The organism is Chitinophagales bacterium, from assembly GCA_013816805.1.
In the GTDB taxonomy this organism is placed as follows: domain Bacteria; phylum Bacteroidota; class Bacteroidia; order Chitinophagales; family UBA10324; genus MGR-bin340.
Genome location: JACDDS010000003.1, coordinates 60,614 through 76,233, shown reverse-complemented (window position 1 = coordinate 76,233; position 15,620 = coordinate 60,614). Strand labels below are relative to the sequence as shown.

Here is a 15,620-nt window from a genome sequence, read left to right as displayed (position 1 = left end):
ACTTAAATAGATTGAATGAGGTTTTTAAGAATTACTGCCATCTTCCCTTCTGCCCTTTTTGCAATTGTTATTACTTCATCATGAGTAACGGATGTGGGCATTGCAGGATTGCCTTCATCACAAATTACTGAAAGACAAAAAACCCGCATGTTCGCATGATTTGCAACTATGGCTTCAGGAACAGTAGACATTCCTACCGCATCTCCTCCTATGATACGCATATACCTGTATTCAGCAGGTGATTCAAAGGTTGGTCCGGTTACGCCAACGTAAATTCCGGCATGGCAAATAATTTTGTTGGAAACGGCAATTTCAATTGCCTTATCCTGTAATACCTTATCGTATACAGCATGCTGATCAGGAAAACGCGGACCCAATTCGTCTATGTTGATTCCCCTTAGCGGATTATTTGAATTCAAATTAATATGATCTGTTACCACCATTAATTCCCCCGTTTTTATCTCCGGATTCAATCCTCCCGAAGCATTCGTCAGAAGCAATATATCAGCACCTAATAATTTAATCACCCGGATGGGAAAGGTTACCTGCTCAAGGGTATATCCCTCATAATAATGAAACCTACCCTGCATTACCACCATTGGCAGACCATGCCATTCACCAAACAGTAGTTTTCCAGAATGCCCTTTTACCGTACTGACAGGAAAATGAGGAATTTCACTGTAGCTTAATGCTTCCGAAATTTCCATTTCATCAATAATATTTCCTAAACCTGAACCAAGGACCAATCCGCATACTGGTTTTATTTCAGTGTTTTGCTGTATATAAGCAACCGCCTCCTGTAATTGAGTAAACAAATTATTCATACTGTCCAGGTAAAAAATTTGCTACCGAGGAATAAATAAGGTCATTGAATTCATTTTCTTCATCATCTGACAGTTGCACCATTATTGGCTGGCAATATATTAACAGTCCAGTATCTAAAAGCATCTCTTTAAAATTAATTAAACGAGAGGAATCCTTCTCTGTAGTTAATATTATCTTGCTTAAAGAGCTAATAGAGTGATATCGCTTTCCTATATTTTTCAAATCGCTGTACGTATACTGATGATGGTCCGGAAAGCGAATTAATATTACTTCCTTAAATTTCGTTTGAAGCTCGGCTACCAAAAATTCTGTACCTGCTATACCGCAAAACAACAGTACCAAATCTATCTGTTCCGGCTGAAGCTTTTCTGCTGGATTAAAAAGTTTATATGGTGTGCCGTATTTATAGGTGGAGAAAAATAATTTTTGGTGTTCCTTAATTTGTAAATCCTTTTTACAATTTTCTTTTTTTTCCAGCGGCAGATTTAAAGGGCATTTTGTGACTACGATAATGTCTGCGCGGTCCGCACCTTTTTTAAATTCCCGCAATCTGCCTAAAGGAAGTAAATGATCTTCATTATACGGTTTTGAATATGGCGTCAATAAGATGGATAAAAAAGACTTTACCTGCCTGTGCTGAAAAGCATCATCGAGAATAATAATCTGCAGATCCTGAAAAACAGAAAGCATATTCGATATACCGGTTACGCGTTCTTCACAAACAGCTACAATGGCTTCCGGATACTTCAGTTTAATTTGTAATGGTTCATCACCCACATCCTGCGGTAAAGAATTTTTTTCTGCCAATAGAAATCCCTTCGTTCTTCTTTTGTATCCACGGCTCAGAACTCCGACTTCATAGTGGTTAAGCAATAACCCAACTAAATATTCAACATGCGGGGTTTTTCCGCTGCCTCCTGCTGAAAGATTTCCGACGGAAATAACAGGTAAATCAAATGAGACACTTTTCCGGATATTCCAGTCAAATAATTTATTATAACACCAAACTCCTGTGCCATACAACAAAGCAAAGGGAGATAGCAGTATGCGGGCTAATAAATTCATAAAGGTTTACAAGTGAAATAATCTTGTTGAATGACGAGAAATTAGTGTTTAATATAGTATCTTCTTATGCCAAAAAAACTCAATCCGTTCTGCAAAATTTACTTTAAAATTGATAGCAGTGAAACTTAAGGAAATTATAACTTGCCTGGAAAAGTTTGCTCCGCCTGCATTGCAGGAAAGCTACGATAATGCTGGCCTTATCGCAGGAAGTCCGGATTCAGAAATTTCTTCAGCTTTACTATGCCTTGATTGCACCGAAGAGGTTATGGATGAAGCAATCGCTGCACAATGTAACCTGGTAATTGCTCACCATCCAATAATATTTTCGGGATTAAAGAAGATTACCGGCACCTCATACATCGAGCGCGTTATCATAAAGGCAATCGAAAATAAAATTGCCATTTATGCTGCGCATACCAACCTCGATAATATGAGGAATGGCGTAAATGCTAGAATCTGTGAACGGTTAGGCCTGCATAGTACACAAATACTTCTTCCTCTAAAAAATCAATTGGTAAAGCTGTTCACTTTTGTACCCGAAAATTATGCTTCAGCGGTTAGAGACGCTTTATTCCAGGCTGGGGCGGGTAGCATAGGTAACTATGATGAATGCAGTTTTAACATGGAAGGATATGGAAGTTTTAGAGGAAATGAGCGTACCGATCCGTTCGCAGGTGAAAAAGGAATTCGTCACCGGGAAATGGAAACAAAAATTGAAGTGGTTTTCCCAGAATGGTTAACAAAGAATGTAGTGGCTGCACTAAAACAATCGCATCCCTACGAAGAGGTGGCTTATGATCTGGTGATTTTAGGTAATGAATGGGAACATGCAGGCGCAGGAATGGTTGGAGTATTAGAAAAGGAGATGGAATTCGTGGATTTTTTAGCATTTCTTAAAGAAAAAATGGACCTGAAAATAATCCGCCATACTGCTCCGGTTAAGCGGATTAATATTCAAGGCACCATATCACGGGTTGCTGTGTGTGGAGGTGCCGGCAGTTTTTTACTAAAACACGCTATTGCAAACAATGCTGATATTTTTATTACTGCTGATTTTAAATACCATCAGTTTTTTGATGCGGAAAACAAAATAATTATCGCTGACATAGGTCATTATGAGAGCGAGCAATTTACACAAGAGATATTTGCAGATGTTTTACGGCAAAATTTTCCTAATTTTGCGTTTCGTATAACGTCCGTTAACACAAATCCCATAAAATATTACTAATGACCAAAGTAAAAGAAGCTCCCAGAGCTACTGACAGTACCATTGAAGAAAAGTTAAGAGCGCTTTATAAACTTCAGAAAGTAGATTCTAAAATTGATCATATTCAAATTCTTAAGGGTGAACTTCCTATGGAAGTGAAGGATCTTGAGGATGAATTAACCGGTCTAAAAACACGCATTGGGAAAATAGAAGATGAATTAAAGCAAATGGATGATGCGATAGCTACTCGTAAGAACAGCATTAAAGAATCTGAAACTCTTATCAAAAAATATCAGAAACAACAAAATAACGTAAAGAATAACCGTGAATTCGATGCTCTGAGCAAGGAAATTGAATTGCAAAAGCTCGATATTCAGTTAGCAGAAAAGAGGATTCGTGAAGCAATGGATGAAATGGATCAGAAAAAGGAACTGCTTGAAATTTCTGAAAAAAATATAAAGGATAAAGAGAAGGAATTAAAAAACAAAAAGAATGAGCTGGAGCGTATTGTAGAAGATACGGACATTGAAGAAAAATCTTTATTGAAGAAATCAAAGGAGCAACAGTCAAAAATTGAAGACCGGTTGTTTCATGCATACAATCGTATCCGCACTTCTTATAAGAATGGACTAGCGGTAGTTACTGTTCAGCGTAATTCATGTGGCGGATGTTTCAATGCCATTCCTCCTCAGACACAAATGGAAATTCGTCAGCATAAAAAAATTCTGGTTTGTGAGCATTGCGGCAGAATTTTGGTTGATGAAGTGTTGGAGAAATAGCAGGAATTATGGTGCAACTATTTGGCCGTGATGTAAAAACCTCCATCCTTTCACATAGCGCACCTCTGCCAATTACAGACTTTGCTATATTCTTATTTCAGTTCATAGTAAGAAACTGAATAGGGATTAATCAGGCTTCCTCCGGTACTTGAATTAATGCCTGAAACATCACTTGATAACTTGTCTGACCAATAAGCCTGTACCAGTGTTGCATTTAATAAATTCCCATTCACCGTTACCCCTGGTAAATTTGCAGCATCAGCAGTTAGATTAATTACGAACAGGTACTTCCTGTTATTTTTTTCAAAATAATATGCTTTTATATCTTTTGAGCCATTTACTGTTGCCGGAGCATATTTTGAATCTTTAATTACTGATGCAAATTTCACCGCATAATAGGCAGGATTCAGATGATATCCTGCTCCCTGATTTTTATTATTATTCAGCTTTATTAGGTCCTGAACGTAATTGCTGCCAAGCTTCATGTACTCTACGGTTTGATAGAATCCCGGATGGTGATAATTATAGTCTGTAACATACAAAGGATACCAAACCAAATGCAGCATCTGTAACATGGTTCCGCCATATACCGGTTTTGCCTCTTCCTTAATACCCCATTGATCAATTACCCAGTGGTTGGAATAGCTTCCTAAGGCGGCGTTCACATTATCCAGCTGCGACATAAAGCTCTTCAAATCATCCAGCCCATGGCTGAACTGATCTTGTTGTGATACACCTCCGTAAGAAGGCCACCACCACTGATATTGAACCATACCATCAATTCCCTGCAACTTTGAAACAGCACTATTCCACTGCTGAAAATATTGATTATTCGCTGCTCTATGCACAGGTGCACCGTCCGCATAAATTTTTATCGAAGGATATTTACTGCGCAGCATGGCAATATATTTTTGAGCCCGATCTAAATATTGTTGCAGCGATATTTTATCCTGCACAGCAGGAATATGCAATTCAACACCTAAAATTACCTCAACCACTTTTACTCCACTGCGCTGAGTCTGGTCAATAGCTCCGTCCAGCTCATCAGGATTTCCGGTAAGAAAATTTGCTACGAATATGGCGTTTGCATTTGTTGCTTTACACATATCAATAAACTTATTCAGAAAATTTTCATTCGCCGCACCACTCTTACCATGGCGAAACCCTGTGTATTCACTCTCTTTTATTCCATAGCCTGCTCCATTGGGATCATAATGCCACCAGTAACTGATACTCCCTCCCGGATATTGAAAATGGGTAATGCCTAAATTATTGACAAGTTTTACAAATTGCGCTTCATGTGTATTCCATTTCTCCAGGTAATTCTCCGTCATCATTCCAAAAATATAGTTGTTCACCGACCCTGAAGCCGAGGAATTTACCGTTATGGTAATTCCACTCGCTGTGGTATTTGCTAATGCCCCGGACTGGAGAGCGCTATCTTGAAATACTAAATAATCTTTCTGCAAAACAGGTTTTTTTACGCTTCTATTTGTAATCGTAAAGGATTCACAACACAGAATAAGTATGGCAGGCAAAAAGAGGAAAAGATTTTTCAGCATAAAAACATGGTTAATTGCTATAGCTACAACCGGTTAGTGCCCGGTATTTTGAATAATTAAGTAAAGATAATTTTGTGCCGGAATTCACGAAGGTTATAATTAAAACTGATCAGAAGTTCGGATTTTGATTTCGTTTCAAGCCATTTAGTTCTTTCATATAAAAAATCTTCTCTGATATTTGTTCTTCTTTCAGTAAATAGCATCTGAAGAATCAGCTGAAAAAAAAGAATAATATACCCGCAAATGAAAAAGCTATTACTGTTTATTGGGATGTTTCTTATCAGCAGTCCTGCTTTCGCGCAAAAATCATCCTCTTCCATCCCTGCAAAACCAAAATTAGTGGTGGGTATTGTGGTGGATCAAATGCGCTATGATTTTTTATTCCGTTTCTGGGATTTGTACAGTGATGGTGGTTTTAAAAGGCTGGTGAATGATGGTTTTTTATGCCAGGATGCCCGGTATAATTATTTCCTTACAACAACAGGCCCTGGCCATAGCACTATTTATACCGGAGCTACTCCATCCATACATGGAATTGTGGATAATATCTGGTACGACCGCTTAAGCAAAAAAGAAATCTATTGCGCTTCGGACTCGGGAACATTTACAACTGGCTTAGAGATACAAACTCAATCTATGTCTCCGTATTTGTTAAGATCTTCTACCATGACTGATGAATTGAAGTTAGCCAGCAAACAATCGCGGGTAATTGGAATAGCGCTTAAAGATCGTGCAGCTATAATGCCAGCAGGCCATATGGCAGATGGTGCTTACTGGTACGATGCAAAGACAGGGAAATGGATTACCAGCACCTGGTATAAAAAAAGTTTACCGGATTGGCTTAGTGATTATAACAGGCGTGATGGAACTAACCAATATCTCAATCAAACCTGGGGCTTATTGTTGCAGCGTGATAGATATAAACAATGTACCGGTGATTCTGTTATATATGAAGATCCTCTCTCTAATGAAACACTGCCCATCTTTCCCCATCATTTAGGCAAGCATGACTACAGCATTTTGCCATTCACTCCATTTGCTAATACCATGACAAAGGATATTGCTATAAACGCCATTAAAAGTGAGCAATTGGGAAAACAAAATGCTACTGATTTTTTGTGTATCAGCTTTTCTTCTACTGACTTGATAGGCCATAAATTCGGACCTAATTCACTGGAAACGGAAGATTGCTACCTGCGTCTTGACAGAGACCTGCAGGATCTTTTTAAATTTCTTGATTCGTATGTTGGCTTGAACAATGTATTAATTTTTCTTACAGCTGATCATGGCGTAGCCATTAATCCTCAATTTGCAGAAGATAATAAGTTGGAAGGCGGGCTGGTCCAGTCTGATCAGTGGAAAGATTCTATCAATAATTATATATCGAATTTTTATGGCCGCGGAAGTTGGGTTTCAGATGTAACTGTTCAGCAGGTGTATCTGGATTATGATTTTATCGCAGAAAGTAAAAAATCCTGCGAAGAAATAGCTGTTAAGGTGAAGGAATATTTACTAAATAAAAAAGAGGTGCTGTGTGTTACAGTTCCCGAATATCCGATCTTAAATGATTGCTCAGATTATGTGGAGCAACTGATCATGAATGGATACCAGCATGGCCGTTCGGGTGATATTTTATTTTCGGTTTCACCGGGATGGGTAGACTGGACTTCCATGAAAGGCAGTTCTCACGGTACCATCTATTCTTATGACAACCATGTGCCATTAATTTTTTATGGTTGGAAGGTTCCGCATGGAAGCTCTGCCGCGTCGGTAGTAATTTCAGATATTGCTCCTACCGTTTCCAACTGGCTCAATATTGCTTTTCCAAGTGGCTGCACAGGAAAGCCTATAACGGATATCAGGCTTAAATAATCTGATAAATTGCAGCCATCATTTCTATCAATAGCTGCTTACCGTTAAAACTCTAAACACTCTAATATAGATTTTTATGATAATTGTTTTTTTTTCTGAATATTTTTATCTTACTTTGTATTTCAAAGTACTCTCAATGACAAATAACTATGAAATATGAGAAACCCATTCAACTACCGCTTTTAAAAAAGAGATCATTAATAAACATCCTGAATACTCCTAATACCGGATCAGAAACGGTCGAACGCATTTAAGGCTAATTTCTGTATGGAAAACTATAGACTCATCTTGAAAAATAAAATATAAACTTAAACCCGTTCATCATGAAAACCATAATCCCTGTTTTAAAGTTTTGGATACCGACAGCAGCTATTATCTCAGCAGTATGTTTGCTTATCTACGTAACCGTTCAACAGACTTACAGGAGCAATGCCAATGACCCTCAAATACAAATGGCAGAAGATGCAGCATTTGCACTTAAAAATGGCGCTAAACCGCAAACTCTGGTTTCGGCGAAAATGACTGAAATTTCACAAAGCTTAAACCCATATCTGATCCTATTCGATGAGACTGGAAAAAGTATTGCATCAGATGGTGTGCTCGATGGAAAAATTCCAACAATGCCTGATGGTGTCCTGGATTACACTAAACAAAATGCTGAAGACAGGATTACCTGGCAACCACGTAAGGAAGTAAGAAGCGCTCTTGAAATCCTGCATGTCCAGGGAGCATTCAACGGATTTGTTGTTGCAGGAAGATCGCTTCGTATTGTGGAAGAAAGAGAGAGTTCTCTTATTAAACAATTGATAACCGGGTGGATTTTTTCCATTGTGCTCCTTTTCATTGTAATAGTAGCAGTGGAAATAGCATCCAATAATTTAAGGATGAAAAAAAACTATCTTATAGAATAAAAACATTGGAGCTAAAAACTTCTTTTTAATATTTCTGTCAACTATTCTATTAGTATCTTAATAATCCCCGAAAATTTTTAAAGGATTCAAATAAAATTTATTTGTCTATATGCAGTTCTTTTTGGTCTAAAAAATTTTTAATTGACCTTTCCATACAATTTTTTTACAGACGACTTAGTTTCTTTTATTAAAATAATTCAATACTTGATTTCCTATCTTGCCGTTCAGTAACCATGAAAGTTACCTTTACCATTATCCTTTTATTTTTTATTGAAATCACAGCTGTTTTTGGACAAAAACCTACTATCGAAGCTACCAGAGTAAATTCTCCCCCTAAGATTGATGGTGCTTTAGATGAAGTCTGCTGGCAAAATGTGCCTATAGCTTCCAATTTTATTACAGCAACACCAGAGTATGGCAAGTCAGCAAGTCAGCGAACTGAGACCAAAATAATATATGATGATGTGGCCATTTATATTGGCTCTTATATGTACGATTCAACACCCGGTAAAATTAAGCATCAATTATCTCAACGCGATAATGCAGATGCATTGGCAGATCATTTTGTAGTGGGCTTTGATACCTATGACGATGGCATAAACGGATATCGGTTTTTAGTGACGGCTGCAGGTGTTCAGTATGATGAAAAAGGATCCCCTTCCAATGACCATGACGATAGTTGGGATGCAGTATGGCAAAGTGCAGTTTCTATTAAAAAAGACGGATGGGTTTGTGAAATAAAAATTCCTTATTCTGCAATTCGGTTTCCATCAAAGTCTTTACAGAACTGGGGTATTCAATTTGGACGGGAAATTATACGTAATGGGGAACTAAGCACCTGGAGCCCGATTGATCCTAAAGTGGCAGGCCGCATAAATCAATGGGGAAAGTTAATTGGTCTCGAAAATATTCATCCGCCTTTACGGCTATCCTTTTCTCCATATTTAACGGCGGGATTCCAGGTTTCACCCACAAGCTATGATCCCCCGGAATACGTAACCGATAAATTATTTGGCGGAGGTGTCGATGTTAAATACGGTATCAACGAAAGCTTTACACTCGATGCCACTTTAATACCTGATTTCGGCCAGGTGCAAAGTGATAATATAGTGCTCAATATTTCGCCCTTCGAAACTAAATTCAATGAAAAGCGACCTTTCTTTACTGAAGGAACCGAATTGTTTAACCAGGATAATGTAAACGGTAATAATAATTCACCCCAGGTATTTTATTCGAGAAGAATTGGCGGACAACCTATATACCGTTTTGATGTATTTAACCTGGCACAGGACAATGAAACAATAATAAAAAATCCATCTGATTCAAAACTATATAATGCAACCAAGTTTTCGGGGAGAACTGATGATGGCCTTGGCATTGGAATACTAAATGCTGTTTCCCGGCCCTCTTATGCTGAAATAAAGAATGATGAAACAGGTACAACCCGGAAAATTCAAACCGCCACAGTAACAAATTATAATGTATTTGTTTTGGATCAATCTTTAAAACATAATTCAAAAATAAGCCTGGAAAACACCAATGTATGGCGGAGCGGATCGGCACCTGATGCCAATGTTACATCCAGCCACTTCGACTTTCGGGATAAAGAAAATGCCTGGAAGTTAGCAGGGTTTGCAAATTTCAGCGCCCGCTTCGATGGTGCAAATGGAAATACCAATGGAGGATATTATAATGTAAACCTGAATGACATTAAAGGCAAGTTTACAGAATGGGTATGGCATGAAGTGATAACTCCAAACTATAATCAAAACGACCTGGGCATTCTATACTACAGTAACCAGATGACTAATGGCGCAGGCTTCAACTACTATAACCAGGAATTGAAAAAAGGGCATTTTAGCAGCATTAATTTCTGGACGAGCATAAATTTCAAAACACAGGTAGTGCCTTTGCAGTACCAGGAATGGGAAGGAAACAGCGGATTCTCTTGCCAGTTTAAAAATTTTTACCAGGCTCAAATTTCCATCTATACCAAGCCATTCTGGTATTATGACTATTACGAGCCGCGCGTGGCCGGAAGAAGGTATTATTCGAATCCATATGCTTATCTGAATTTCTTTTTAGGAACCGATTACAGGAAAAAATTGTCCTTAAATGGAAATCTTGGATATGGTGATGGCGCAGGGCCTGATAACCCCTTTGTGGATCTCTCATTGAATCCTAAATGGACCCTTAACGATCATGTTCAGCTTTCTTATTCATTGTATGTAAGCCGGGATCTGGGTACCAAGAGTTATGTAGATATGGACAACAGCAACATTATTTTTGGTGCACGGAACACATCAACTGTCTCCAACACCCTCTCTGCCGATTATGCCTTTAATCCTAAAATGATATTTACATTCAGGGCACGCTATTACTGGAGCCGTGTAAACTGGACAAAGTTTTATCATTTAAATGAAAACGGCTCATTAGGGACTACCGATTTTACAGGTGACTACGACATTAATTTTAATGTATTCAATATCGATGCTGTATTTGCCTGGGAATGTGCACCCGGAAGCTTTTTAAATGTGATCTGGAAAAACAATATTTTCCAATCAGATGATAAAGGAGCAGATAATTATTATAACAATTTCACTAAGACCTTCAGCACCCCGCAAACCAATGGCGTTTCTGTTAAATTTATTTATTACCTCGATTACCAGGTGCTGAAAAGGAGACAAATCTCAAACCCCTGATTGGCATATTCACATTTACTGTGATAATATCTGCTACTTAAAATTACCGCTTTGCACGTCATTTAAAAACTGAATAATGCCAGGATAGTAATGCTCCTGGTCATCCCACATGGAAAGGTGACTTCCGTTAGGACAATATAAATATCTCCCATGCTGAACCAGCTTACTTTGCGCTTCCATATCAGCAGGATTCATGGTATCGTATTTTCCACCGATCATCAGCGTAGGCACATGGATATTCTTCAGATCGTTCCAGCGATCCCAGTGCAATAAGCGGCCACCGGTTTTAAATTCGCTGGGTCCCTGCATCATCACATAGATCACAGAGTTCACATGCTTAAAGCTGCGCTGCACCGGATCCGGCCACGGTACTATCCGGCAGATGTGCTCATTGTAATAATTGGTTTCTACCAGGCTGGTATAAGCAGGGTTATTAACGTCGCCCTTTCTTTCGAAAGATTCCAATGAATCGAGCAATGGTTTTCTCATCTGGCTTCTGAGAGTGGTATTGTATTGCTCGTATCTCGGAATGCTTGCAGTCATATTTGATACGATCAACCCTTTCAGATTATTCTGATATTTTAATGCATATTCCATTGCAAGTATGCCTCCCCATGAATTTCCCAGCAGATAAAAATTAGTGTTGTCAAGACCAAGTGCTTTTCTTACCTGTTCTACCTCTTCTACAAACCTTTCAGTGGTCCACAAGCTGCTGTCATCCGGCTGATCGGAATAATAGGATCCCAATTGATCGTATTCAAAAAATTCAATGCCAGCCTTCGGGAAAAAGCTTTCAAAGCACTCCATATATTCATGTGTCATAGCCGGGCCTCCATGTAAAAGCAATACTTTAATAGGGCCATTGCCAAACTGCTTTGTCCATACTTTATATTTTCCATCTATTGTGATCATGCGGACATTTGCATTCTTAGAAAGCGAATCGGGCAGCTCAAAATAGTTGCAGCAGTTTTGATTGGAAACCGCAGTCTTATATTCCGCAGTCCTATCCTGTTTACAGGCTGATATAATCAAAATAACCACCGAAAAGAAAATGGATAGACGAACCATGACGGATTTTTTCTCTAATATAAAAATATTGGGAAGAACTTAAGAACCGAAGTATTGAATCTGATTATTCATTAACCAATTTAGAGAGTTGCGATAATCCGTAATTGAAAATAGCGAGTTGCGATATTCAATTATAAAGGCTGAAATGGTAACGGTATATTCATAGCCACAGGAAGAAGCTACGTCAACGTTCTAATCTTTATCTTACCATTACAATCATCTTTATTAAAAACCTACTTATGAAATCAATCTACCTTCTTTTGATACTCTTATTTTTTAAAGCCTCGTTTTGTAATGCACAACAAAATTTCAAAATAAAATGGCAGAAAACTTATGGTGGCTCAAAAACCGAGGTTGCAAATCGTATCGAGCAAACTTCTGACAGCGGCTTTATCGTCTGCGGCTATACTGCTTCAAAAGACAAACAGGTTTCTGGTTATCATGGAGGCGATGATGCATGGGTTATTAGAACTACTAAAAGAGGAAAGTTAATATGGCAAAAAGCGCTAGGCGGATCAGATTATGATGAAATTACTTCAATCAAACCCCTTGCAACCGGTGGATACATTGCATGCGGCTATAGTATTTCAAATGATGGAGATATACATGAAAACCATGGATCTTGGGATGCGTGGCTTTGTAAATTAGATTTTGAAGGAAATATAATATGGTCAAAGACATATGGCGGTTCTTCTATAGATATTGCCTATGGGATAGTCAATACGAATGATGGAGGATATACTTTTGCAGGCTCAACATCATCAGTTGACGGTGATGTAACAGGAAATAATGGAGAAGATGACATTTGGATCGTTAAAGTTGATTCAAGTGGAAATATTCAATGGCAAAGATGCTATGGAGGTACCTTTAGTGAAGTTGGTTATTCAATACAAACAGCATTTAGTAATGGATATATTATTTCGGGAGTTACAGCTTCTTTAGATGGAGATGTTCTCGATCATCATAATACTTCAAACAATTACACTGATGAATGGGTTTTAAGGATTGATTCGAGCGGGAAATTATTGTGGGAAAACGCTTTAGGAGGAGCAAATGAGGACGTTGCTTATGATGCCGAGCCTACTTTAGATGGGGGATTTATAGTGGCAGGATTTAGTAATTCCATAGGAGGGGACATTGGTAATAATAAAGGTGAAAAGGATGCGTGGATTACGAAACTCGATAGTGTAGGTAACCTACAATGGCAAAAAAATTTAGGTGGATCCAAAGATGATAAAGGAAATTCAGTAAAGCAAGTTCGTGATGGGGGTTACATTGTTGCAATATCTACGTATAGTGACGACGGACAGGTAAACGATTTACATGGGAAGGATGACATCTGGGTGGTAAAGCTTAATAACCGTGGTACTATTGAGCAAAGCATTACACTAGGAGGTAGCGATTATGAAGAAGCTACCTGTATTCAGCAGACCTTTGATGGCGGTTTTGTTGTATGCGGCGGAACAACTTCTTCGGATGGCGATGTAACTAAAAATCGTGGCCAGGATGATTTTTGGGTGGTTCGCCTGGAACCTTCAGTAATAGATTCTAATGTTTTAGTAGAAAATAAAATGATTTTTAGCGCAGGAAAAACTTTAAGCAATACAGAAAGTTTTCTGTCCATTTCCCCCACCATCACCACGGGTACCTTTCAACTCAATCTTCAAACCACAAACACCAACACCGATCAGGCAACCATCCAGGTGTTCAACAGCATCGGCCAGCTGGTACTAAGCAAGCAGGTTGTAGTAAATGATGGAATGCTCAACATGGCAATTACCCTTGATGCTGCTGTTCCAAAAGGAATTTATTTCATCCGTCTGAAAACAGGCAATCAGCAATACAGCGGAAAGGTGGTTTACCAGTGAAGTGCATTGAACAGTTAATCAGTATCTTACCAATACAAATCCACCTTATGAAAAAATTATTATTACTCCCGTTAACTCTTTTTGCAGCATCGATTTTTACGTCACACGCTCAAAGCTTTGCCATTAAATGGCAGAATGCCTTAGGTGGCTATACTGAGGATGCAGCAAAATCTGCCACCCGTACAAATGACGGTGGTTATATTGTTGCAGGCTTTGCAAGCAGTAACGATGGCGATGTAACAGGAAATCATGGTGGAAATGACTACTGGATTGTGAAGCTCACCAGTAATGGACACATTAATTGGGAAAAAAGCTACGGAGGCACAGGTGATGATAATGCTCAGTCGATTCGCCAGTGTGCCGATGGAGGTTATATTATTAGTGGCTATTCCAACACCCATAATAATGGAGACGTTACCGGTTACCATGGAGATAAGTCGAGTATTTTACACGATTACTGGATTGTAAAAATCGATTCGTTAGGTACACTTGAATGGGAGCATTGTTTTGGAGGAACTGGGGAAGAGGTTCTGTATAAGGTATACCAAACTTCAGACGGAGGTTATATTGCGGTTGGCAGTTCCGCTTCCTCAAATGGCGACATTACAGGAAACCATGGTAATTCGGATGGTTGGATTGTTAAGTTAGACTTTGCTGGAAAAATACAATGGGAAAAATCTTATGGAGGAAGTGAGTCTGACGGTACTTTATCTATTAAAGAACTCGATAAAGGCGGATATATATTTGTTGCTTATTCAAATTCTAGTGATGGCCAGGTTACAGGGCATCATGGTTCCACAAAAGATCCAGAATTGGACTATTGGGTTGTACGACTCGATATATCTGGAAATATTATTTGGGAAAAATCTTATGGTGGAAAGGGTATTGATTATCCTACTTCTGTAGCTCAAATTAAAACCGGAGAATTTGTAGTTTCTGGCTATTCAACCTCCAACGATGGCGATGTTTCAGTCAATTATGGCGGATATGATTACTGGGTCATTAAAATAGATGGCAGTGGTAATTTGCTGCAACAAGTTTCATTAGGTGGATCAGGAGACGATTTGGCTTATTGCTCAACCGCTACCCGTCACGGTGGAATTGTAGTGGGAGGGTATTCTTTTTCTGAAGATGGTGACGTCATCGGTTTGCATACGTCAAAAATTACCAATCCCACTGACTTTTGGATAGTAAGCCTTGATTCATCTCTTCAATTGCAGTCACAAAGTTGTTTAGGTGGTGGTGCTTACGAATATGCTTATGATGTTGAACAGGATAAGTACGGAGGATTAATAGTTGCAGGCAGTACCAGTTCCAACGATGGTGATGTTACTGGTTACCATACCACCACACAGGGATTACCGGACTACTGGATTGTTAGATTAAAACCGAATGATCTTTCAATTGATGAGAACCTGACAAGACGTTTAAATCAAGAAGAGGATTTACCAGCTGAATTCACTATTTCCCCCACCATCACCACCGGCACCTTTCAACTCCACCTTCTAACCACCTACATCACCAGCACTGATCAGGCAACCATACAGGTGTTCAACAGCCTCGGTCAGCTGGTATTAATCAAGCAAGCTGTAATAAATGATGGAATGCTCAACACATTAATCACCTTTGATGTTGCTATTCCAAAAGGCATTTATTTCATCCGCCTGAAAACCTGCAATCAGCAATACAGCAGAAAGGTGGTTTACCAGTGAAATACACTTACTCATCTAGTCCTTATCTTATCAATATAAACCTAACCTT

Annotated in this window: 11 protein-coding genes; 7 read left to right on the top strand and 4 right to left on the bottom strand. The window is 38.7% G+C overall.

Features of this window, described 5'->3' with window-relative positions; translation table 11 throughout:
- Nucleotides 1-2 precede the first annotated feature (2 nt).
- Nucleotides 3-815: a purine-nucleoside phosphorylase gene (locus H0W62_03160; GenBank protein ID MBA3647542.1), complete on the bottom strand. Its 813-nt coding sequence runs from the start codon at nucleotides 813-815 to the stop codon at nucleotides 3-5.
- A gap of 1 nt (nucleotide 816) precedes the next feature.
- Nucleotides 817-1,890 (bottom strand): tetraacyldisaccharide 4'-kinase, encoded by a 1,074-nt coding sequence (lpxK, locus tag H0W62_03155; protein MBA3647541.1) that lies wholly within the window; start codon nucleotides 1,888-1,890, stop codon nucleotides 817-819.
- Nucleotides 1,891-2,008: 118 nt separating this feature from the next.
- On the opposite strand from lpxK, the gene H0W62_03150 reads away from it, so the two are divergent.
- Together H0W62_03150 and H0W62_03145 are read left to right on the top strand one after the other, a co-directional pair.
- The gene (locus H0W62_03150) at nucleotides 2,009-3,118 is read left to right on the top strand and encodes a Nif3-like dinuclear metal center hexameric protein (protein ID MBA3647540.1); all 1,110 of its coding nucleotides are present in this window, start codon (nucleotides 2,009-2,011) and stop codon (nucleotides 3,116-3,118) included.
- A complete protein-coding gene (locus H0W62_03145) occupies nucleotides 3,118-3,876 on the top strand; it encodes a hypothetical protein (protein MBA3647539.1) in 759 nt (252 codons plus the stop codon). Before H0W62_03150 ends, H0W62_03145 begins: the two co-directional genes overlap by 1 nt.
- A gap of 92 nt (nucleotides 3,877-3,968) precedes the next feature.
- On the opposite strand, the gene H0W62_03140 is transcribed toward H0W62_03145, so the two are convergent.
- A complete protein-coding gene (locus H0W62_03140; protein MBA3647538.1) occupies nucleotides 3,969-5,438 on the bottom strand; it encodes a hypothetical protein in 1,470 nt (489 codons plus the stop codon).
- Between the two features lie 243 nt (nucleotides 5,439-5,681).
- Here H0W62_03140 and H0W62_03135 point away from each other — a divergent pair, with 243 nt between their 5' ends.
- The 3 genes from H0W62_03135 (at nucleotide 5,682) to H0W62_03125 (ending at nucleotide 10,923) form a co-directional block, all read left to right on the top strand.
- On the top strand, nucleotides 5,682-7,310 hold the full coding sequence (locus tag H0W62_03135; GenBank protein ID MBA3647537.1) for an alkaline phosphatase family protein: 1,629 nt from the start codon (nucleotides 5,682-5,684) through the stop codon (nucleotides 7,308-7,310).
- A 323-nt stretch (nucleotides 7,311-7,633) separates the two neighbouring features.
- A complete protein-coding gene (locus H0W62_03130) occupies nucleotides 7,634-8,221 on the top strand; it encodes a hypothetical protein (GenBank protein MBA3647536.1) in 588 nt (195 codons plus the stop codon).
- Nucleotides 8,222-8,454: 233 nt separating this feature from the next.
- A complete protein-coding gene (locus tag H0W62_03125; GenBank protein MBA3647535.1) occupies nucleotides 8,455-10,923 on the top strand; it encodes a carbohydrate binding family 9 domain-containing protein in 2,469 nt (822 codons plus the stop codon).
- Nucleotides 10,924-10,956: 33 nt separating this feature from the next.
- Here H0W62_03125 and H0W62_03120 read toward each other — a convergent pair whose 3' ends face one another.
- Nucleotides 10,957-11,991: a proline iminopeptidase-family hydrolase gene (locus H0W62_03120; GenBank protein ID MBA3647534.1), complete on the bottom strand. Its 1,035-nt coding sequence runs from the start codon at nucleotides 11,989-11,991 to the stop codon at nucleotides 10,957-10,959.
- Nucleotides 11,992-12,230: 239 nt separating this feature from the next.
- Between H0W62_03120 and H0W62_03115 the strand changes: the two genes are divergently transcribed.
- Nucleotides 12,231-13,859, top strand: a complete 1,629-nt coding sequence (locus tag H0W62_03115; GenBank protein MBA3647533.1) for a T9SS type A sorting domain-containing protein — start codon at nucleotides 12,231-12,233, stop codon at nucleotides 13,857-13,859.
- A 47-nt stretch (nucleotides 13,860-13,906) separates the two neighbouring features.
- On the top strand, nucleotides 13,907-15,571 hold the full coding sequence (locus tag H0W62_03110) for a T9SS type A sorting domain-containing protein (protein MBA3647532.1): 1,665 nt from the start codon (nucleotides 13,907-13,909) through the stop codon (nucleotides 15,569-15,571).
- Nucleotides 15,572-15,620: the final 49 nt, after the last annotated feature.